The organism is Rubidibacter lacunae KORDI 51-2, from assembly GCF_000473895.1.
GTDB classification, from domain to species: Bacteria; Cyanobacteriota; Cyanobacteriia; order Cyanobacteriales; family Rubidibacteraceae; genus Rubidibacter; species Rubidibacter lacunae.
The window spans coordinates 12595-31586 of sequence record NZ_ASSJ01000036.1 but is presented as its reverse complement, the minus strand read 5'-3'; the positions used below and the strand labels follow the sequence as shown (position 1 = coordinate 31586).

The window sequence follows — 18992 nt, the reverse complement described above, 5'->3', positions numbered from 1 at the left end:
CTAGATGCTTACTGGAAGTTGTTGCTGCGGTGCTGTGAAATTCGAACTGATGGCTGAACCTTCAATGCTGGGTATATGCCACTGCACCAGGTGCCGCAAGGTTGGCGCAAGTGCTATTGTTTTCATTAAAAAAACGATCTGAAATGGATTCAAGGGCGAGATAAAGTTCAGCTGTTCGCTCCTGTTGCGCCTTACAAGTATGGTCGGTGTTTCTGCAAAACTTGCGGAACGTCGCTAGGGGAGATTCTCTCTGAAGAAGATAGCTTTCCCATTGCCGCGAACGCGCTAGATGATGAAATCAGTCTCAAAAATAGTTTTCACGAATTCGTCGCAGAGAAGCCGTCGTGGTACGAGATCGATGACGATGCTAAGCAGTTCGCGGGGCATCCCGTGGCGGAGTAGGGATCGTGGCGTTCAAGTCTGCGGTCAAGGACCCAGTGCATGGCGCAAAGGTATTGGAACCTTCAACGAGAAGCCTAGGCAATGAAACTTAACAAGCTTTTGGAGCGGACGCTTGTCGGTCGCCTTCTTTCATCGCCACTCCAGTCAGCAACTGTCAAGCGCCGCTCAACTTAGACGTTAGGATTTCGCCCGTTCTCCTCAGTTTCAGTCTCAGCTGAAGAGTTATTGCAGGGGTTGGCTTATTGGGAAGAGATCGCTTACTCTTTCAGCAAACGAGCCACTGCCAGCCCTAACTGGGCGGTTGAGCCGAGGGTAGAAACTCAATCCTCTCGGTCTTCCGAAACTGCCGGGGCTCACTTTCTGAGCGTTATACGGCCAGCCGCGCGTGGCACCTCCCGGGCAGGGAATCGACACGATGCGAATCTATGTGACGAGTGTGTTCGTTGATGACCAAGCCAAGGCACTCGACTTCTACACAAACAAGTTGGGTTTCGTCGTCCGAACGGACGAGCCGCTCGGCGAATACCGTTGGCTGACAGTAGGGGCAGCGAACGAGCCTGACGGCGTGGAGCTGCTCCTGGAGCCAAGTGCTCATCCTGCGGTTGGGCCGTATCGCGCGGCGCTCGTCGGCGACGGAATTCCTGCCACCTCGTTTCGCGTCAGTGATTTGGATGCGGAGTTTCGCCGACTCACGTCCCTTGGCGTGAGCTTCACCCAGGAGCCAGTAGACGCCGGCGCGACGAAAGTCGCCGTTCTTGACGACACCTGTGGAAACTTAATCCAGCTTGTGGAGTTCTGAACGCGGACTTCTCGGTCGCATGCCGTGCAGGGCATGCCCTATAACAAGCCCCTCACCTGACGGAGAGTTGACCGAAGTGTGAGCGATCTCCGCAACCCCTTCCCGATTCGCGGGAACGTCCGCTTGGGCAATCTGGCGTAGACTTCCGTCGCTCGACACGCCCTCGCCAGCGAATTCAGTCGGTGGTGGGCGAATCCGTTAGGCTTTCGCCCGTTCTCCTCAGTTTCAGCCTCAGTTGAAGAGTTATTTTAGGAGTTGGCTTGTTCGGAAGCGATCGTTTGTTCTTTCAGTAAACGAGCCAGTTTTCATCCTAGTAGATCGTCTGCGCCTTCAACCGGAACTCAATCCTCTCAGCCTTCCGAAAATGCCGCGTCTCTCCGCCTAAAGGTTAGATTTCGACCGCTCACCTCAGTTACAGTCTCAACTGAAGATTTGTTTCAGGGGTTGGCTTGCTGGGAAGAAATCTACTATTCTTCTGGTATGAAAGCCTTTGCGAACATATTTCGGTGCATGAGCCTATAGACGAAACTCAATCTTGTATCCTTTCTGTCCTTGCTGCAGTCAGCCATTGAAAAAAGTTTGTAACTCACCTGTTTAAAAAAGAGGACAACGATGCCGGAGTTATTCGACGCCAAAGGGTCATGTCTTTGCGGTGCAATTAGTTTTTATGCAAAGAATGCTTGTAATAATGTAGGTGCCTGTCATTGCGGCATGTGTAGGAAATGGGGAGGCGGCCCGCTGATGGTAGTCAACTGCGGCACAAATGTATTATTCGATGGAGAGGATAACATTTCGGTCTATGATTCTTCTTCCTGGGCGGAACGAGGTTTTTGTAAACAGTGCGGGAGCCATCTTTTTTATCGATTAAAAGAGAGTGGGTTACATATGATTCCAGCCGGGCTTTTCAAATATCAAGATTTATTTGTTTTCAGCGAACAGATTTTTGTTGACAAAAAGCCTGCATTTTATGACTTTTCAAATGATACAAATAATATGTCTGAGTCAGAGTGTATCGAAAAGTATGGCATCTAACAATTAAACGAATTATAGACGCATTCAGACAAATAGGTAGGCGGTTTAGCTGGCTGGCTATCTCTGATAATTTACATTAGGCATTCGGCCGATATTCAAATTTTTCCCAACTGTAGGTTTGTTTTAGTGGCTAACTTGTTATGAAAAGAACAGATATTCTTCAATACGCGACCCACTTCGAAACCAACTTGGCGCTGGACCTTAGGTTATAACTCACTATTCTCGTCTATCCACCCTTTTACTGCTAAGCTTCTGAACGATAGTCACCAGAAATAGCAAAACTCATAAAATATATTTGGATCGTGAGGTGGGTTATGAAGGCAGATATTGAAATCAAAAAAGAAGTTCTAAAAGAGACATAGTCTGGCTCAATGAAATGAGATACTTCACGAAAAATACCCCAATTATTTTTGATACTTTACAATGAAATTTTCTGATTCAAGCCCTACTATAATACTCGTCCATTAGTATAGGTAACCCATCCTAGCCCTCTTTTGATAAATACAAGAGTCGATGAAAATAATCCTAATATCAATTGGGACGCGAGGGGATATAGAACCTTTTCTAGCAATTGGAGAATTGCTGCAAGAAAAAGGGCATCAGGCGATCTGTGCATTCCCAGATCAGTTCAGGAACCTTGCTGAAGAGTCAAACCTGCAGTTTGTCTCCTTAGGGTTGAAATTCATCGAGTTGTTACAGAGTAACGATGGAAAACTAGCCATGGGTGGAAGAGGGTCGGGCTTAGAGAAGTTTCTGGCAACTATAAGGCTTGCTAGGAATCAGACAGATGCCAGTAAAGAACTGCTCAACCGTCAATATGAATTAGTTGAAAAGGAAAAACCTGACAGAATTATCTACAACGGAAAAGCCGTTTACCCTATAATCTGGAGCTTGAGTCATTTTGGAAAGACTATTTGGATCAGTCCTTTACCGTACATGCACTATGTAAGAGATCGCACCCACCTTGCTTTCAATAGCAATTACGGTCCGTTCCTAAACAAACTAACTTACTCATTGGCAAATTTCGGGTTAGTCACAACGGTGATGATAGCCAAGAAATGGCTGGGGATTACAAGGAAAATAACACGAGAACAAGTACAAGATGCACTTGTATCGAATAAAGCAATTTATACAATCTCATCCTCGCTTTTTTCAAGGCCCGTTTATTGGCACAAAAATCTAAAAGTATTAGGCTTTCATCAGAGAAGGAAGACTATAAACTGGGAGCCAGATGGTCCATTAATAGACTTTCTAGAAAAGCATAATAAAATTTTATTCATTACCTTCGGCAGTATGACCAATCCTGAATCAGAGGAAAAAACAAAGATCGTCATTGAAATACTTGAACGAAACCATATCCCGGCCATAATTAATACGGAATCTGGTGGTTTGGTCAAACCGGTTGGATTTGTTTCAGAGTTGATATACTTTGTTTCTCGAGTACCCTACGACTGGATATTTCCTAGAATCTATGGGACGATCCATCATGGTGGTTCAGGAACAACTCATCTTTCTCTGAAATATGGTTGTGCAACCATGATTATTCCACATATACTTGACCAATTCGTATGGAACAAAATCCTATTCGATAAGGGTGTCGGACCGAAAGGGATAAAGATAGAAAAAATATCTACGAAAAGTCTAGAACCGAAGGTGCTTGAGTTAATAAACAACATTTCCTTCAAAAAGACTGCGGAGCAAATTGCAAACCACATGGAAAAAGAAGATTTTAGAGAAGAAATTTATAAAGCGATCGTAGAGGCTTGATTGCTGACGTTCATTGCTCAAATTTCTAATAAAATTTTCAGAGCATTAGCTCATCCAAAGCGATGTTGTTTGATTTTCTTGCAATATCGTATTCCGAAAATAATAAAAAGTTTCAGGCGAATTACAAAGCTAAATTTCATTGAAACGTTATGGATTGTGGGAATTTTTAGCGAAATGTTTAGCTTTTCCAGCCCGCAATCAATTTATTTCATGAGTTAGGCTCTTTCCGGATCTCCTTAATTTGCATTGCAACTGAGGTGTTGCGTCAGAGACTCGTCTGATGGGAGGAGCAATCGGTTATTCCTTATTAAGTTAGTCACATAGTGACGAGTTCTATTAGAGAGCTGTTGATATGGGTTTGGAAATTACCCAAGAGCCACGTAACGAGGAGTATGGTCGGCGTCGATTCCATACCGTCGATCTGGATGGACTACTTGTAGGCGTTAGTTCCGATTGCAAGCATTCACAGGATTTTGTTGCCAAGCACATGAGCGTGGTGTAATAAGTATGTCTCGCCTAGTGACATCTATCAAGGGGACGCAGCCGTGCTTGTTTCTTTCCTTCTTTCGCTTCCGCTCCAGTTTGTTAGATTCAATCCACGCTAGTTTTTGCGTCAGGATTTCGCTGGTTCTCCTCTGTAAACATTTAAATCGAGTAATTGTTTCGGAGACTGGCTTGTTGCGGGGCGGTCGGTTATTCTTTAGTTAAGCGAGCCAGTTCGAACCTAACGGCTCCCTGGATAGGAAAGTCGGAATCGAATTCTCTCGTTCTTCCGGTTCGGGGGCGGCTCAATTCCGAAACGTTAGACGTAACCAAAGGACTTTAGGTGACAACTAAATGAAAAATTTTCTGGTCAGATTCACGGTGGCATTAGTGCTAATGCTCTTGGGCGCACCCGCTGCTCTCGCCTGTAGTTGCCTCGCGTTTCCTCATACGCTCGAGGAGGGTGTGCTCAGGGGGGTAGAAGAAGCTGATGCTGTGTTTCTGGCCCGGGTGACTTCAATGGAGGACATGGAGGAGAGCCGTCTCGGCTTCCCGGTTCGGCGTGTCTCCTTTGAGTTGCTTGAGAACTTCAAAGGTGTTGAGGCAAGTGATACTTATTTGGTGACCAATCTCAGTAGTGCAGCCTGTGGATACAGCGGGTTCGAGGTTGGCGCTGAATTCCTCGTATATGCAAGCCGCAACCTTGAAGGGGAATTGGGCACCGGGCTCTGCCAACGAACAGCCCGATCGGCTGGGGCAACAGATGAGATTCAACTGTTGCGGGAGTACATTGAACATAGTGAGGTGGGACTGCCCAACACGAATTCGCAAAATGACGGTCCGGCTTGCGGACAAAAATAGGCGGGTCGGGTTTATACCCAGTGTGAGACTTGGGGGTCCGCAGCCGAAACCAGACGTAAGGCTTCTGCCTTCACTGTGTGTCAACCTTGGTCTAAACAAACCCTGTCGCAGATAACGTGGGTTTGAGGGCGGGTTACTCAAAGAGAAAACCCTTGTGTCGAATCCAGCCAATGACCACTTGCACGATAACCATGTCAAGCCCGAACCAGATTTTGAAAAGGGCAGCGATCGCTAACAGAGCGACAAACTCTGCCAGTTTGTAGAGGTCGTTCCATGACGGGTCGGCCAGCCAAGCGGTCGCGACCTTTGCCATTAGCCCCACGTCGATCGCGATGCCCCCCCCCGCAGCAGCTGTTTTCCGAAGTCGGTCAGCACTGTTGCGCTCACCCAAGTACGAAATTTCTCTGGCGATTAGCTCATGTTCCTTGAGGAGCTTCCGTTCAATCTCATCAATCTCTATCTCGATTGAAGAATTATTTCAGAGATCGGTTTGTTTGGAGGCGTTCAATTATTCTTGTGGCAAGCGAGCGACTACGAATCTAACGGGGTCACCGAAGTAGACGGATGGAGCTGAATCGTCTCGGTTTTCCGACCCTGCCGCAGATGCCCTCCGAAACTTTAGGGGTCAACGCACGCGAGGCATGCCTTCATGAAGGAAGGAACTGAATCCTGTAAAACTTAAAAGTCATTGTAGCCAGCCAAGATCCAAAAACAGGTTTTTTGGGGCAATTAGCTCATGTTCTTCGTTAACCTTCAATGGAGGAGTCACACATGATTGAACCCAAAAGCTCTTTTCCCGTGTTTGTGATCAAGAATCTCGATGCAGCGAAATACTTCTATACGGAGAACCTTGGCTTTGATGTTGCTTTTTCGGGCGATTGGTACATTCACTTGGTTTCAAAATCCGGAGTTCAAATAGGTTTTCTGTTGCCAAGTCACTCTACACAACCACCAATATTTCAAAAGCCATATATTGGCGAAGGCGTTATTTTTAGCTTAGAAGTGGAAGATGCTGATGTCGCGTTCGAAGAGGCAAAATCTAAATCACTCAACATCGTGCTTGAGTTGCGGTCTGAGGATTGGGGGCAGCGTCACTTCTGCGTCCAGGATCCGAACGGGATATATTTAGATATTGTTCAGTCTATAGAACCTACGGAAGAATATCAGAATGATTACAACTAGAAATAGGAATCTCACCGACCTCAAAAATATAGGCAAAAAAATTGCCTGTCGGTTGAATGAAATCGGCATATTTTCCGAAGACGATTTAAGGCGAGCTAGCCCTGTTGGCGCTCATCGTATGCTCAAGGAGAGATACCCGGATGAGATATTGCCAGTTTGTTATTATCTGTATTCATTTGAAGGAGCTTTAACTGACGAACATTGGGATAAAATCGGCGAGAAGAAAAAACAGAAACTCAAGGCACAAATCGGCTAACAAGGCGCTGACAGAGACGAATCGAAGCACAGATAATCTGTGTCTTGCTACGCAAAATTTGCCAAAAATAATACCTACACTCTATTTTACTTTGCCCCCAAGCTCGACTTTAGGCTGTCGCCCGTTTTCCTCATTTACCATTTTGATTTAAGAGTTCTTTCAAAGACTGGTTTGTTGGGGGGCAATAGATTCTTCTTGAGGAAAACTTCACTGCGAATCAAATGGGTCGCCTGAGCTCACGTTCGGAACTAAATCCTCTCAGGCGTTCGAAATTGCCTTGGCTCTACTCCCAAACATTAGACATAACCAAAGAATCGTAGGTGACAACTAGATGAAAGCATTTCTAGTCAGATTCACGTTGGCACTCGTGCCAATACTCTTGGGCACACCCGCAGCTTTTGCATGTAGCTGTTTCATGTTTCCTCTTACCTTCGAGGAGGGGGTGCTCAGGGGTTTAGAAGGTTCTGATGCTGTGTTTCTGGCACGGGTGACTTCAATGCTGGTACCGGTGACTTCAATGGAGGAAATGGAGGAGGTCCGGCTCGGCTTCCCGGTACGGCGTGTATCCTTTGAGTTGCTTGAGAACTTCAAAGGTGTTGAGCCCAGTGATAAGTATTTGGTAACCCCTCTCAGTAGTGCGGCTTGTGGATACAGTGCGTTCGAGGTTGGCTCGGAATTCCTCGTATATGCAAGTCGCAACTCTGAAGGCGAATTGGGCACAGGCATCTGCGGACGGACAGCGCCATCAGCTGGGGCAACAGATGAGATTCAACTGTTGCGGGAGTACATTGTAAATAGCGAGGTGGAACCGCCTTACACGGATTTGCAGAATGATGGTCCGTCTTGCGAGCAAAATTAGGCGGGTCGGGCTTTGCCCAGCGTGAGACTTGGCGGTCCGCATCCGAAACCAGACGTTAGGCTTCTGCCCTTTTACCTCAGTGTCTGCCTCGCTTGCAGAGTTGTTCCAGGGCTTGGTTGGTTTGGAGGCGATCGCCTCAACTTATTCCACATTCAACGCAACGCCCCAGACCCCGCGACTGTAAGGTTTGTGGTGGTGCGATCGCTTCGTCCTCCTCGCCTGCAGACGGATTTCGACATTGAGGCGATCGCAGTCGAGAACGCTGAGGCGATTGCCCACTCCCGCTGCTCTGGAGCGATCGGCATAAAATCGGCATACAGGTGAAACGCATCACATACCTGCGATCGCGCGACGCCCAAATCTTCTCCAAGCTATCTGCTCCCAAAAACGGTACTAGAAATCCAGTTCTTCCAACGCGTGCGCTTCGGGTTTGGAAGCACCGTCCTCAGGTGAGTCGTCCAGGGTTTCTACGAGCAGTTCCATCTGCTCGCGACCGCGTGCGAGGTATCGCTCGCAGGCGTGCAGTTGCTCGACGGCAATGGTGAAATGTGCGAACAGCTCTTCAAGCGGCAGCACGCCGGATTCGATCTGGTCGACGATCGCTTCAACGTCGGCGATCGCGCGGTCGTAGTCGAGCGGCTGGTCGTTAAGGGACGTCGGCATGGTGAATTTCCAAAACGCGAACGATTAGCGTACCGGTTCCCAACTGGAGTTCGAGTTCGTCGCCGGGCGTAGCCTCGGCGGCTGAGCGCACCAGCGTTCCGTCGGCACGGCGAGCAGCCGCATAGCCGCGCCGGAGCACTGCCCGCGGGTCCAGGGCACTCAGGCGATCGTGCAGGGACTGAAGGCGGCGCGATGCCCGCTCCAAGGTGCGGGCGGAGGTCGGCAACTGCTGCAGGCGCGATCGCGTCCTCTCGTGCCGATCGCGTTCCCATTGGCAGCGAGCGCGGACAGCGGCGATCGCGCGATCGCGCAGGCGCTGCAGGTCGGCGGACAGGCGGGTGAGGTCCGGGACCACCCGCTCGGCCGCAGCCGTAGGGGTATGGGCACTGCCATCAGCAACCAGATCCGCAAAGGATTCGTCGCGCTGGTGGCCGATTCCCGTCACCACGGGCACGGAGCAGGTCGCGATTGCCCGGACGATGCGCTCGTCGTCGAAACACGCCAAGTCTTCGACGGCACCGCCGCCGCGCGCCAGCACCAGGACTTCAGCACGGCCGTCGCGTTCCACGCGGTAAATTGCTGCAGCCACCGAGGCGGGAGCGCGATCGCCTTGAACGAGCGCGGGGGATAACAGCACCCGGACGCCTGGATAACGCTGGCGAACGGTCCGTTGAATATCGCCCCAGGCCGCGGCATCGGGCGAGGTGACAACGGCGATCGTGTGGGGATGGGCGGGTAGCGAGCGTTTGCGCTCGATGGCAAATAGTCCTTCGGCCTCTAGACGCGCGTGGAGTTGCCGGCGGCGCAGGGACTGCAGTCCGGCCCCAGCAGGAAAAGCCTGCCAAACCGTCAATTGATATTCACCGCGCTTGCTATAAAGGCGGACGCCGCCGAGCACGAACAGTTGCTCGCCGGTAACGGGCTGCTGAGCGAGGCGATCGCGCTGGCTGCTCCAGGCTACGCAGCGCAGGACCGCACTGCCGTCCGGTTCGCCGAGGGTAAAAAACGTGCCCATGGGGCGATCGCTAGCAGCAATCACCTCGCCGACAACCCAAACCTGTTGCAGCTCGCGATCGGCTTCGAGCAGCAGCTTGAGGTAATCGGTCAGCCCGGCAACGGTGAGGGCGGTTTCGGGCAGAAGGTCGAGATCGACGGTCATGAACGGCGAGATTTCCAAGACAGCGATCCGCGCGATCGCTGCGTGCTTTCCAACGTTACCGCAAGCCGTTCGTCGCGGCATCAACTCCGATCGCCAAAGCTTCAGTAGCCCTACTGCCAAGACAAGTGGGGTGATTGCGTGTCGCCGAACCAGTCTCGAACGTCCTCAACGGATCGAGTCGCGCTGCTCCCAAACTACCTGCGTTGGGCAACCGATCTCGGCGACTGGAGCGCTGATAACCATTCACCCGATGCCGAGTTCAGGCAACTTCTATACCGAACAACTGCGTTTCCGAGCCGGGCAAAACCGATCGTGCGGTGACGTTATTCGCTCGGCTTGGTGAGCAACCCCCAAACGAAGATCACCACGATCGCGCCGATGACCGCCGTGAGCACGCCGCCGAACGTGAACGAACCGATTGCGCCCACTCCAAAGAGTTTTTGCCCGAGCCAGCCGCCCACGAGCGAACCGATAATGCCCAGCAGCATCGTCATCAGCAACCCGCCACTCTGCTCCCCTGGATACAAACGACGGGCGATCGCACCGGCAATCAATCCCAAAAACGCCCACGTCAGCAATCCCATCGCCGCTCCTGGTCTTGGATTAGACGCAAAAATTATACCAAGTTGAAAAAAGTGGATCGCGAAAGCTAGAGGTTGGAACAGCGACCCGAGGTAAATCGCCGCTCGCAGGATATGGTTTCATTTTTTTCGCTCTATCTGCTGCGCATATTCATTGATTAAGTATCGGATCGTTTAATAAAAATCTTGTGCGTCGGAGATGACCGCTGTCTGCACAAAAGAACCTCTACCCCTATTAGGGGTGTTGTCTCGAGCAAGAGCATCTCCTGCCTTGCTGCCAGCTAACAGCAGGCTCTACGCGATCGCTGCCGGGATGGAGCAACGGGTGCGATTGGGAATGAACAATAGAAATGCAAACGGCAATTTGTTTTGCAGGATGAGATGCCCTGCACTGGTCTCCCCCTATACTGAGGTAGTTTTGACGAATTTGCTGATGAAGCTGCTGTTAGCGGCCAACATCTTTGCTCAGAAGTATTCCCGACTGTTAGTGCTCGGCGTTGCACTGCTGCTGACTTCGCCCTTCTTGACTAACGGAAAGTTCGAGCTGCTGGCGCTGTCGTCTCTGGTTCTGCTCGCCAGTGCCCTCGCCATCGGCGGCAGAAATATCAATCGCTCCACTTTTGCACTCTACGGTTGCTTGGCGCTCCTAGCATTCGGGCTCGACGGGTTTGCCCGCCTCGAATCGAATGTCCCTGGGTTGGCGCTGACGGCCGCGATTGCCGATCTGGTCTATGCAATCGCCCTAGCTATTGAAGCTCTCGCGATCGTACAGCAGATTTTTGCCGACATTCGCGTGACTGGCGATACCATCCGCGGAGGAGTCTGCGTCTTTCTGCTCGCTGGTTTTGCATGGTCGCTGATATTCGACGCGGCGCGCGAACTCGATCCCGCGGCGATTGCTTTGCCAGACCCCGCTTATGGTGCCTATGACATGGTCTATTTCAGCTTTACCACCCTGACGACTCTCGGCTACGGCGATGTAATACCGGTCAGCCGTTTCGTACGCGCGCTAGCCAACTTAGAGGCCATTCTCGGATTGCTATATCCGGCGGTTTTCATTGCCCGGCTTGTCAGCCTCTACGTCATCCGCGAACTCGACGAAACCAACTGATATCAACATGGCTTGATTCGTCCTGGGAAATAGCAACTTGAATCGCAAGCGCGATCTAACCTCACAACCCAGTGCTCCGTTAAACACAAACGTTCGCCACCTTCCGGTCCAGATGCTCGTCACCGATCGCCGGGTACAGCTGTCTGGTAAAACTGACACTGGTATCCCTGACAGCAGCGCGATAGCCGCAAACTGCTAGTGCTCGTTCCCCACACCAGGCGGGTAAACCTGCCGGGGCGTCGCTGGCAGATCCATTTCCATGCCGCAGCCATGAAGAGCGAACTCCTGCGCCAGGTCCGAGTCCTCGATCCCGTCTCGGGCACCGATCGCGCGGCCGATGTCTGCATTACCGATGGCACGATCGCCGCGATCGCGCCAGAAATTTGCGACCTGCCTGCAGATGCCGAGATTATCGACGGAACGGGATTAGTGCTCGCTCCAGGCCTAAGCGACCCGTATAGCCACAGCGGTGAGCCGGGACGTGAAGACCGCGAAACCCTCGTCACGCTGATCGATGCAGCAGCAGCCGGCGGCTTTACTCGCATTGCGATTTTGCCCGATACCGAGCCCCCTACGGATAATCCAGCCAGTGCAGTGTGGTTGCAAAAGCACGTGGCAGCTCTACCCAACCGCCACACCACTTGTAAGTTTTGGGGGGCGCTGACCGTTGGTGGGAACGGCGATCGCATGACAGAGCTGTCCGAGCTGTCTGCCGCTGGAGTCGTCGGTTTTGCAGACGGGCGACCGCTGGAGCATTTGGGATTGGTGCGGCGCTTGTTGGAATACGTACAGCCGTTCGGCAAACCCGTGGCGCTCGTCCCTACGAATTTGCAATTGCGGGGAGGTGGCGTCATACGTGAAGGCGTGCTTTCCCTACGGGCCGGGTTGCCCGGCGATCCGGCGATGTCCGAAGCTGCCGGGCTAGCAGCGCTGTTGGAGGCGATCGCAGCAATCGGAACGCCCGTCCACCTCATGCGCATTTCTACCGCGCGCGGCGTAGAACTCATTGCAGATGCCAAGACACGCGGCGTCCCGGTTACGGCCAGCACCTCCTGGATGTACCTACTGGCAAATGCCACGGCCGCGATCGCCAACTACGAAACGAACTGGCGCTTGGAGCCACCGCTGGGGACTGAAAACGATCGGCTCGCCCTCGCGCGCGGCATAAAACAGGGAATTCTCGATGCGATCGCGATCGACCACGCGCCTTACACTTACGAAGAAAAAGCTGTAGCCTTTGCCGATGCACCGCCGGGTGCGATCGGGCTGGAGCTGGCACTGCCACTGCTCTGGCACACTTTTGTAGAAACAGGCGAGTGGACGGCACTGGAGCTGTGGAGCGCGCTGAGCACCAATCCCAGTCGCTGTCTGGGGTTAGTGCCTGCTCGGTGCGCTGAAGGCAGCCCCGCCGAGCTGATCCTGTTCGATCCACGCGTGCCTTGGACGGTTGCGCCCCGAACGCTTGTATCGGCAAGTTGCAACACGCCCTGGCTGGGGTCGCAGCTATCGGGCAAGGTGCTGCGCGTTTGGTAGAGGAGCAGGCTTCGACTGCAGGGGTGATTGCGCGTCAATCTCAAATCACGCCCCGAATGAGCCCGAGTCTTTCATTGGCCCGGTTGCACCATTGCCGGTTGCGATCGCGTTCCATCGCCTGCATTCCAGTTTTTGGTTGCGTCCGCCTTCTCCTCGATCGCCCCATGCTGCAAGCCCTGATTTTCGACCTGGACGGCACCCTTGCCGACACCGAACGCGACGGCCACCGGGTAGCTTTTAACCGCGCCTTTGCGGCAGCCGGACTCAACTGGCAGTGGTCGGTCGCAGAATACGGTCGCTTGCTCTCGATCGCGGGGGGCAAAGAACGCTTGCGCTACTTTCTGCAGCACGATCGCCCCGAATTCATCCCGCCCGGCGATCGTGAGGCGTTTATTGCCGCGCTCCATGCCGACAAAACCCGTCATTTCCAAGAGCTGGTAGCAACTGGTTCGATTCCGCTGCGGCCGGGCGTGCGGCGGCTGCTGGCGGAAGCACGGGCGGCGGGCATTCGCTTGGCGATCGCCACCACGAGCGCGCTCCCCAGCGCCGAGGCGTTAGTCCGCGCGACCCTTGCCCCAGAAGGGACCGACTGCTTCGACTGCATCGCAGCGGGTGACGTGGTACCGGACAAAAAGCCCGCCCCGGATATTTATCTCTATGCGCTCGATCGCCTCGGACTGCCGGCAAAAGCTTGCGTTGCCATCGAGGATTCGCCCCACGGTCTGCAAGCGGCAATTGCGGCCGGCCTCAAAACAGTCGTTACCGTTAACGATTACACGCGCGTTGAGAACTTTGCCGCTGCCAGTTTAGTGCTCGACTGCTTGGGCGATCCCGACCGCCCCGCCACCGCGATCGCCGGCGAATTGAACGGCACGTGCTTTACCGTAAAGCAGGCACGGCATCTGCTCAGCGCGTCGGTGTAGGTCGGCCCCCCGCGGTTCTGCCAACCTGATTGCGCTCCCCCCGCGCTCGACTCGCGTTACGTCAGGTATCGCAGACTGGCGATCGCGAATGTAAATCCCCGCTCTCCTGCAGCGCGTGCAGCCGCTGATACAACCCCCTCTGCTGCAGCAACTCCTCGTGGGTCCCCACTTCGGCAATGCCACCGCGATCGAGCACCACGATGCTATCGGCTTCGCGGATCGTGCTGAGGCGGTGCGCGATAATCAACAGCGTCCGCGTTCCCAGTAGCGATCGCATTGCCAACTGAATCGAGCGTTCGGACTCGTAATCCAAACTCGACGTCGCCTCGTCGAATACCAACACGTCCGGATCGACCAAGAGGGCACGGGCAATGCCCAATCGCTGCCGCTGCCCTCCAGACAGGCGCACGCCGCGCTCGCCGACAACCGTATAGTACCCGTGGGGCAACTCGGGCAAGAACTCGTCCACGCGCGCGATCCGGCAGGCGGACTCGACCTGCGTCAAGCTTGCCTGAGGGTTGCCGTAGATGAGGTTATCTAGCAGCGTGCCGTTGAAGATATCCACGTCCTGGTGGACGATCGCCAGTCGTCGCCGGTACTGCCTCACGTCGAGGTCCCGGATATCAGTGCCGTCGATGCGAATGCAACCGCTGTTGGGCTCGAAGTAGCGAAACAGCAACTTTACCAGCGTGCTCTTGCCCGACCCAGATCGCCCTACGAGTGCAACTGTTTGGCGCGGCTCGAGCTGCAGGTTGATGTCCCGCAATACCAAGCGATCGCGGTTGTATCCGAAGTTCACCCCTACGAAGTCTACTTTGCCGGTGAAACGATACGGATTGGCACCGGGCGGTCCCGCCTCCAGGTTCACCGCATCCTGTCCGTCCGGAAGCTGCGAAAACTCGTGGAAGCGCACCATCGACATGTACCGACGTGCGAAGGATTCAGCCAGGTAACTCAGGGGGTCCAGCTCGGCGTAGGCCATGCTCGCAACCGTGAAGGTGGTGACGAAGTGACCGAGGGAAATCTCGCCGCGGGCCGTTGGAATGAGCGTAATCAGCAGTACGCCGAACAAGCTCGACTGCACGATCGTGCGCTGCCAGGTACTGAGCCGCACGTAACTGAGGTGAATCCGGTAGAGCACGACATCCAGCTCGCGTCGCAAGCGCTGCCGCTGTCGCTCCATTTCCCGATCTTCGGCAGCAAAAGCTTTAACGGTTTTAATGTTGGTGACGATTTCAGACGTGCGACTCTCGGTGTTTTCCATATAGCGCTCCAGTCGCCCCTCGCGCCTCACGATCGTCCGCAGACCGCTGATACTGTAGATGGCGATGCCTGCAAACGAAATCCCGAAGGCGATCGCGATGCGCCAGTCAATCCACCATATAGCAATGAAAATACCGGCGACCCGCGCCAGCTTTGGGATGAGTTGCCCGGCAATCTCCGGATAGGTCCAAGTGTGGTTGGCCAAGCCCCGCGTGACCCGCCGCGCGATCCGACCCGGGTTGTTCTCGTCGTAGTACTCCAGCGGTAGCGAGAGGATTTTCGCTAGGGTGCGCTCGGCATGCTGGCGGCGAGCGCGCAGCGGAATCGCCCAGTGAAACCACTCTGCCAGCCAGGGCTGAAAAGGCGCACGCACCACGGCAACGAGGAGCACGACCACCATCAGCACCCCCAACGTTACGGTCGGTGTTGGCTCTAAACCGAGACTGCTTGCCGCGGTCGCGCTCAGTTCCTGCAGGGGGGCATCGACTGGCTGCTCGGCCAGGACGTCGATCGTCTGCCCGATGGCATAGGGCACCAACAAGTCGAGGATCTCGAACGTACTGGCGGCAACGATGCTCAGCACGGCCGAGCGCCAGAAGGAACGGAAGTAGTTGATAAAATCTTTAGGCGAAGCCATAGGTGAGAGACGAACGTGCGTCGGCAGCGTACTACAACATGCTACATGCTAGGCGCAAGTCTCTTGGCGATCGCTTCAACCAAAGGCGTAGATCGCGCTCTCGAAAGGTGTAAAACGCCCCGTGCAATCGGTCGATCGACTCATTAGTCCACAGATCTCGATCCAGACTCTGCGACGCTATCGAGGCATACAGGGACTTGCGGCGTTCCATGGCAGGTGCGACTTTTGGGAACCGGTCTGACTTCGGTCCTTACCCCCGCATGGCTACAAACCCAGGCTGCGCGCTCCGACGCACTCCCAATCGATTGGCACGCGCAAGGCAAGTTGTTTAAAGGTTATCTGCCAAGCAAGCGACGAATTTGGTCGGCGTCATCTGCATCTGGGGCAAGCAGTAGATAACGCTCGAGGTCGAGGGTCGCACAGTCGTAGTGACCGAGCTGGTAATTGAGCAAACCGCGATCGCGTCGTTCGCCGGGCACGTCGGGGAACAGTAGCAGGATGCGTTCCACCGCAGCCAACATGCGGGTGAGGTCGCGGTTGTTGAGATAGATGAGCTTGAGGTTGGTCAGCATGCGCGCGAGTACTTGCTTCGGTCCGACGGGTTCCAAGAACTGCGGTTGCAGCTCGACTGGCTGCTGGTAAACCTGCTGCAGGCGCTCCGCACAATCTTCCGGAAACAGGATCTCGCCACCTCGGAACGCATCGATAAAGATCTCGGCACCTTCAAAGGTCGGGCGGATGAGGAAATGTCCCGGCATGCCAACGCCAACCACCGGTAGACCCACGCGCCTGGCAACTTCGGCGTAAACCAACGACAGCGAAATAGGAATTCCCGTACGTCGATCCAGCACGTCGTTTAAAAAGCTGTTGCGCGGGTCGTAATAATCCCACTCGTTCCCGCGAAATTTTAACTCGTCGTATAAGTAGTCGTTGATGCACTGGATAACACGCAGGGGGTAGCCCTCCGGCGGCAGCTGTGGTGCGATCGCGGCGGCAATTTCATCGAGTCGCGCTAAGTAGAACCCGACATCGAGTTCGGGATATTCTTCTTGCGCGAGGTAGAGTGCTGCACGGGCGAGGTCGATGCGATTGTCCGGTCGCACAACTTCTTCGGCAAACAATGCGCGCGCGCTGGCAGCCGGGGTCATGATAGAAATCCGTAAGGCTGGATTGCGAAAGCATATACGTCTTCCAAAATATCGCGCGGGCGACTGTCTTTATCGATAGCTCGCACCATCGAATGCCGCGTTCGAGCAAGCGTCGCCATACTGAAACCATTCAGGTTACTGGCGTTCGCGCGCAGGTTGGGGTGCTATCTTCTGCGGTGAATCCGCGATCGAGGTAGCTGTATGCGAGGGATGGCTGATAGCAAACACGACCGCGAATTGCTGACGAATGGCGATGAGCTTTTGCTAGCGAAACCGAACTGATTCGCGTTAGCGAGTTGATGTCCAACCCCCCCCCTTCCCCGCCAATGAGTTACAAGAATCGCTGAAATCAAAGCTAGAGAAGAGTCGCAATTCCATCTCGATTGGCAAATTAGCGGCTCTGCTCCTCGATGAATTGGCTCCGGCCGAAGGTCGGCAAGTCTGCACGGGCATTACTGCCGCAGGGATGCAGGGTCCGCCAATTTTTCGAGGTGTCCGGCAAAAAGTGCAGCGTTTTCGTTCCTTGCAAGCTCCTACGGAAGGGCAACATCGAGATTTACTTGGTTTTCGCAGCCGAGATCGGAACCGTCGAGCGCGTCAAGGTTGAGACCATTCTCGATTGGCAGCTGGGTCCGGAAGGAATTCCCCTACAAGGGGTGCCATCGAGCCGTTGATGCTGTTCCTGCGCGGCGAGACCGAAATCATGGCGGGCATGGCAACGTTGCGGGTGCAAATCGAGACTGGTCCTCAGCCCAATATCTCCGGGATGCAATTCTTGAACGTGATGGGTGCAAGGGCAGTTGCCACGCGATCGCGACGTGGCAGTTTGTTGCAGGCGTCGATTTCAGGCATCGCGAGTAGCGCGGCAGTGCCCTTTGGCTATCTCCCCCATCACCTCCAGGACACCCACAAGTTTTGGTGAAGCATCCTATTTGCAGCAGGCTGAGCGGCGATGAGTTGGGAGCCCGGCGATTGCAATCTATCCACCGGTGCTGATTAGGGCGGTCGCCCCGCCCCCAACCGCGGCTCCAAACAGGACGATCCACGCTGAGTTTAGGCGGAAGCGGAAAAGCAACACGGCCGCGATCGCAGCTGTGACAATTGCAATGGCATTGACGTTCGGCTGCAGTAACGTTGCGTAGCCCAAGCGAACGGTCACCACTGCCATCAAGGCAACGGCACTGGCATTAACCGCATCCAGAAATGCAGCCGTCCACGGCGATCGGCGCAGTCGGGGCACGAGCGGATTGAGGACGGCGACGAAGATAAAGGACGGCAAGAAGATCCCCAATGTAGCGACGAGCGCGCCGGACCAGCCTGCCATCGTGTATCCGACGAATGTTGCCGTGGAGAGCACCGGGCCGGGCGTAAACTGCCCGAGGGCGATCGCGTCGAGGAGTTGCTGTTGGGTGAGCCAACCGCGAGCGACGACTTCGCCTTCCAAGAACGCAACGAGGACGTAGCCGCTGCCGAACAACACGCAACCGACTTTCAGAAATGCCAAGCCGAGCTGCCAGAGCGGGGCGGCATCCGCAGGGCGATCGCCGGCTGTAGCGGCGGCGACTCGCAGGGCGATACCGCTTAGCAAGGTCCCCAAGACAAGATTTGCAGCATTCTCGGTTGCGTCGCGATTGCTCAGGCGCAGCCACACCATCCCCACAGCACCGCCAACCAGCAGGGCACCAACCTCATTGAGTCCGGCCATCAGTAGCGCGGCAACGATCGCACCGATGACAGCGAGTTTCCAGGTTTTAATTGCCTTTTTCCCGAGCCGCCACAGCGCTCCGAGAATCACGGCGAGGACGGCAGGCTTGATTCCAAGCAACAGCCACTCGGCTTGAGGCAGGGCGCCAAAAGCAACGTAAATTGCGGCCAGCGCGGCGGTGATTGTAACCGCGGGAAAAATGAAGCAGATACCTGCGATCGCCAATCCCGGCAGTCCCCCGCGAGTATAGCCGACGTGGATTGCCATTTCGGTGGAATTGGGTCCGGGAATGAGGTTGGTAGCACCGAGCAGGTCGAGGAAATGCTCGCGAGTCAACCATTGGCGACGTTCGACCACTTCCTCCTCCATCATGGCAATGTGGGCGGCAGGTCCGCCGAAGCCGATGGTACCGAGCTTGAGAAATAGTCCGGCGATCTCGATCAGGCGAGACGATGACATGGGATCAGGGGGTGAAGCAGGCGGGCACTCACTAGCTTACGCTTGCTTGCCTCTCAGATCGCTGCAAATAATCTAGATGTTTGATGGAGGCTTGCCCGGTTCTCAGTCGTCTGTGATTCTCTAACTCCAATTGCAATTTAGAGCAGCGACGACGTGCAATCGCACCGGT

At 54.3% G+C, this 18992-nt stretch carries 21 protein-coding genes; 13 read left to right on the top strand and 8 right to left on the bottom strand.

Annotated features, from left to right (window positions below):
• Positions 1-4: 4 nt before the first annotated feature.
• The 5 genes from KR51_RS21410 to KR51_RS06460 all read left to right on the top strand — a co-directional run bounded on the left by KR51_RS21410 (position 5) and on the right by KR51_RS06460 (position 5344).
• Positions 5-142, top strand: a complete 138-nt coding sequence (locus tag KR51_RS21410; protein ID WP_456300043.1) for a GFA family protein — start codon at positions 5-7, stop codon at positions 140-142.
• A 645-nt stretch (positions 143-787) separates the two neighbouring features.
• Positions 788-1201, top strand: coding sequence for a VOC family protein (locus tag KR51_RS06475; protein WP_232214548.1), 414 nt, complete (start codon positions 788-790; stop codon positions 1199-1201).
• A 612-nt stretch (positions 1202-1813) separates the two neighbouring features.
• Positions 1814-2233 (top strand): GFA family protein, encoded by a 420-nt coding sequence (locus KR51_RS06470; protein ID WP_022606047.1) that lies wholly within the window; start codon positions 1814-1816, stop codon positions 2231-2233.
• A 513-nt stretch (positions 2234-2746) separates the two neighbouring features.
• Positions 2747-4000 carry a glycosyltransferase gene (locus KR51_RS06465; protein WP_022606045.1) on the top strand — a complete coding sequence of 418 codons (1254 nt, stop codon included), beginning with the start codon at positions 2747-2749 and terminating at the stop codon, positions 3998-4000.
• Positions 4001-4837: 837 nt separating this feature from the next.
• Positions 4838-5344 carry a hypothetical protein gene (locus KR51_RS06460; RefSeq protein WP_022606043.1) on the top strand — a complete coding sequence of 169 codons (507 nt, stop codon included), beginning with the start codon at positions 4838-4840 and terminating at the stop codon, positions 5342-5344.
• 133 nt (positions 5345-5477) lie between these two features.
• Here KR51_RS06460 and KR51_RS06455 read toward each other — a convergent pair whose 3' ends face one another.
• Positions 5478-5735, bottom strand: coding sequence for a hypothetical protein (locus KR51_RS06455; protein WP_022606041.1), 258 nt, complete (start codon positions 5733-5735; stop codon positions 5478-5480).
• A gap of 380 nt (positions 5736-6115) precedes the next feature.
• Here KR51_RS06455 and KR51_RS06450 point away from each other — a divergent pair, with 380 nt between their 5' ends.
• From KR51_RS06450 to KR51_RS17360, 3 genes are all read left to right on the top strand, one after another.
• Positions 6116-6526, top strand: a complete 411-nt coding sequence (locus tag KR51_RS06450) for a VOC family protein (protein WP_022606039.1) — start codon at positions 6116-6118, stop codon at positions 6524-6526.
• Positions 6513-6782 carry a TfoX/Sxy family DNA transformation protein gene (locus tag KR51_RS06445; RefSeq protein WP_022606037.1) on the top strand — a complete coding sequence of 90 codons (270 nt, stop codon included), beginning with the start codon at positions 6513-6515 and terminating at the stop codon, positions 6780-6782. Before KR51_RS06450 ends, KR51_RS06445 begins: the two co-directional genes overlap by 14 nt.
• A gap of 415 nt (positions 6783-7197) precedes the next feature.
• A complete protein-coding gene (locus KR51_RS17360; protein WP_156914997.1) occupies positions 7198-7641 on the top strand; it encodes a hypothetical protein in 444 nt (147 codons plus the stop codon).
• A gap of 141 nt (positions 7642-7782) precedes the next feature.
• Here the strand turns inward: KR51_RS17360 and KR51_RS19330 are convergent, their stop codons facing one another.
• The 4 genes from KR51_RS19330 to KR51_RS06420 all read right to left on the bottom strand — a co-directional run bounded on the left by KR51_RS19330 (position 7783) and on the right by KR51_RS06420 (position 10047).
• Positions 7783-7920 carry a hypothetical protein gene (locus tag KR51_RS19330; protein ID WP_156914996.1) on the bottom strand — a complete coding sequence of 46 codons (138 nt, stop codon included), beginning with the start codon at positions 7918-7920 and terminating at the stop codon, positions 7783-7785.
• A gap of 114 nt (positions 7921-8034) precedes the next feature.
• Positions 8035-8304, bottom strand: a complete 270-nt coding sequence (xseB, locus tag KR51_RS06435; RefSeq protein WP_022606034.1) for an exodeoxyribonuclease VII small subunit — start codon at positions 8302-8304, stop codon at positions 8035-8037.
• Positions 8288-9583 (bottom strand): exodeoxyribonuclease VII large subunit, encoded by a 1296-nt coding sequence (xseA, locus tag KR51_RS06430; protein WP_332254509.1) that lies wholly within the window; start codon positions 9581-9583, stop codon positions 8288-8290. The genes xseB and xseA overlap by 17 nt, the downstream gene beginning before the upstream one ends.
• A gap of 203 nt (positions 9584-9786) precedes the next feature.
• Positions 9787-10047, bottom strand: a complete 261-nt coding sequence (locus tag KR51_RS06420) for a GlsB/YeaQ/YmgE family stress response membrane protein (protein WP_022606031.1) — start codon at positions 10045-10047, stop codon at positions 9787-9789.
• A gap of 430 nt (positions 10048-10477) precedes the next feature.
• On the opposite strand from KR51_RS06420, the gene KR51_RS06415 reads away from it, so the two are divergent.
• The 3 genes from KR51_RS06415 to KR51_RS06405 all read left to right on the top strand — a co-directional run bounded on the left by KR51_RS06415 (position 10478) and on the right by KR51_RS06405 (position 13611).
• Positions 10478-11155, top strand: coding sequence for a potassium channel family protein (locus KR51_RS06415; protein WP_040655414.1), 678 nt, complete (start codon positions 10478-10480; stop codon positions 11153-11155).
• 270 nt (positions 11156-11425) lie between these two features.
• Complete coding sequence (locus KR51_RS06410; RefSeq protein ID WP_022606029.1) at positions 11426-12688, top strand: dihydroorotase; 1263 nt, start codon at positions 11426-11428, stop codon at positions 12686-12688.
• Between the two features lie 56 nt (positions 12689-12744).
• Positions 12745-13611 carry an HAD family hydrolase gene (locus KR51_RS06405; protein ID WP_232214547.1) on the top strand — a complete coding sequence of 289 codons (867 nt, stop codon included), beginning with the start codon at positions 12745-12747 and terminating at the stop codon, positions 13609-13611.
• 61 nt (positions 13612-13672) lie between these two features.
• Here KR51_RS06405 and KR51_RS06400 read toward each other — a convergent pair whose 3' ends face one another.
• Together KR51_RS06400 and KR51_RS06395 are read right to left on the bottom strand one after the other, a co-directional pair.
• Positions 13673-15511: an ABC transporter ATP-binding protein gene (locus KR51_RS06400; RefSeq protein WP_022606027.1), complete on the bottom strand. Its 1839-nt coding sequence runs from the start codon at positions 15509-15511 to the stop codon at positions 13673-13675.
• A gap of 335 nt (positions 15512-15846) precedes the next feature.
• On the bottom strand, positions 15847-16659 hold the full coding sequence (locus KR51_RS06395) for a SirB1 family protein (protein WP_022606026.1): 813 nt from the start codon (positions 16657-16659) through the stop codon (positions 15847-15849).
• A 491-nt stretch (positions 16660-17150) separates the two neighbouring features.
• Between KR51_RS06395 and KR51_RS06390 the strand changes: the two genes are divergently transcribed.
• On the top strand, positions 17151-17333 hold the full coding sequence (locus KR51_RS06390; protein ID WP_156914995.1) for a hypothetical protein: 183 nt from the start codon (positions 17151-17153) through the stop codon (positions 17331-17333).
• On the top strand, positions 17333-17581 hold the full coding sequence (locus KR51_RS06385) for a hypothetical protein (protein ID WP_022606024.1): 249 nt from the start codon (positions 17333-17335) through the stop codon (positions 17579-17581). The genes KR51_RS06390 and KR51_RS06385 overlap by 1 nt, the downstream gene beginning before the upstream one ends.
• A gap of 57 nt (positions 17582-17638) precedes the next feature.
• On the opposite strand, the gene chrA is transcribed toward KR51_RS06385, so the two are convergent.
• On the bottom strand, positions 17639-18823 hold the full coding sequence (chrA, locus tag KR51_RS06380; RefSeq protein WP_022606023.1) for a chromate efflux transporter: 1185 nt from the start codon (positions 18821-18823) through the stop codon (positions 17639-17641).
• Positions 18824-18992: the final 169 nt, after the last annotated feature.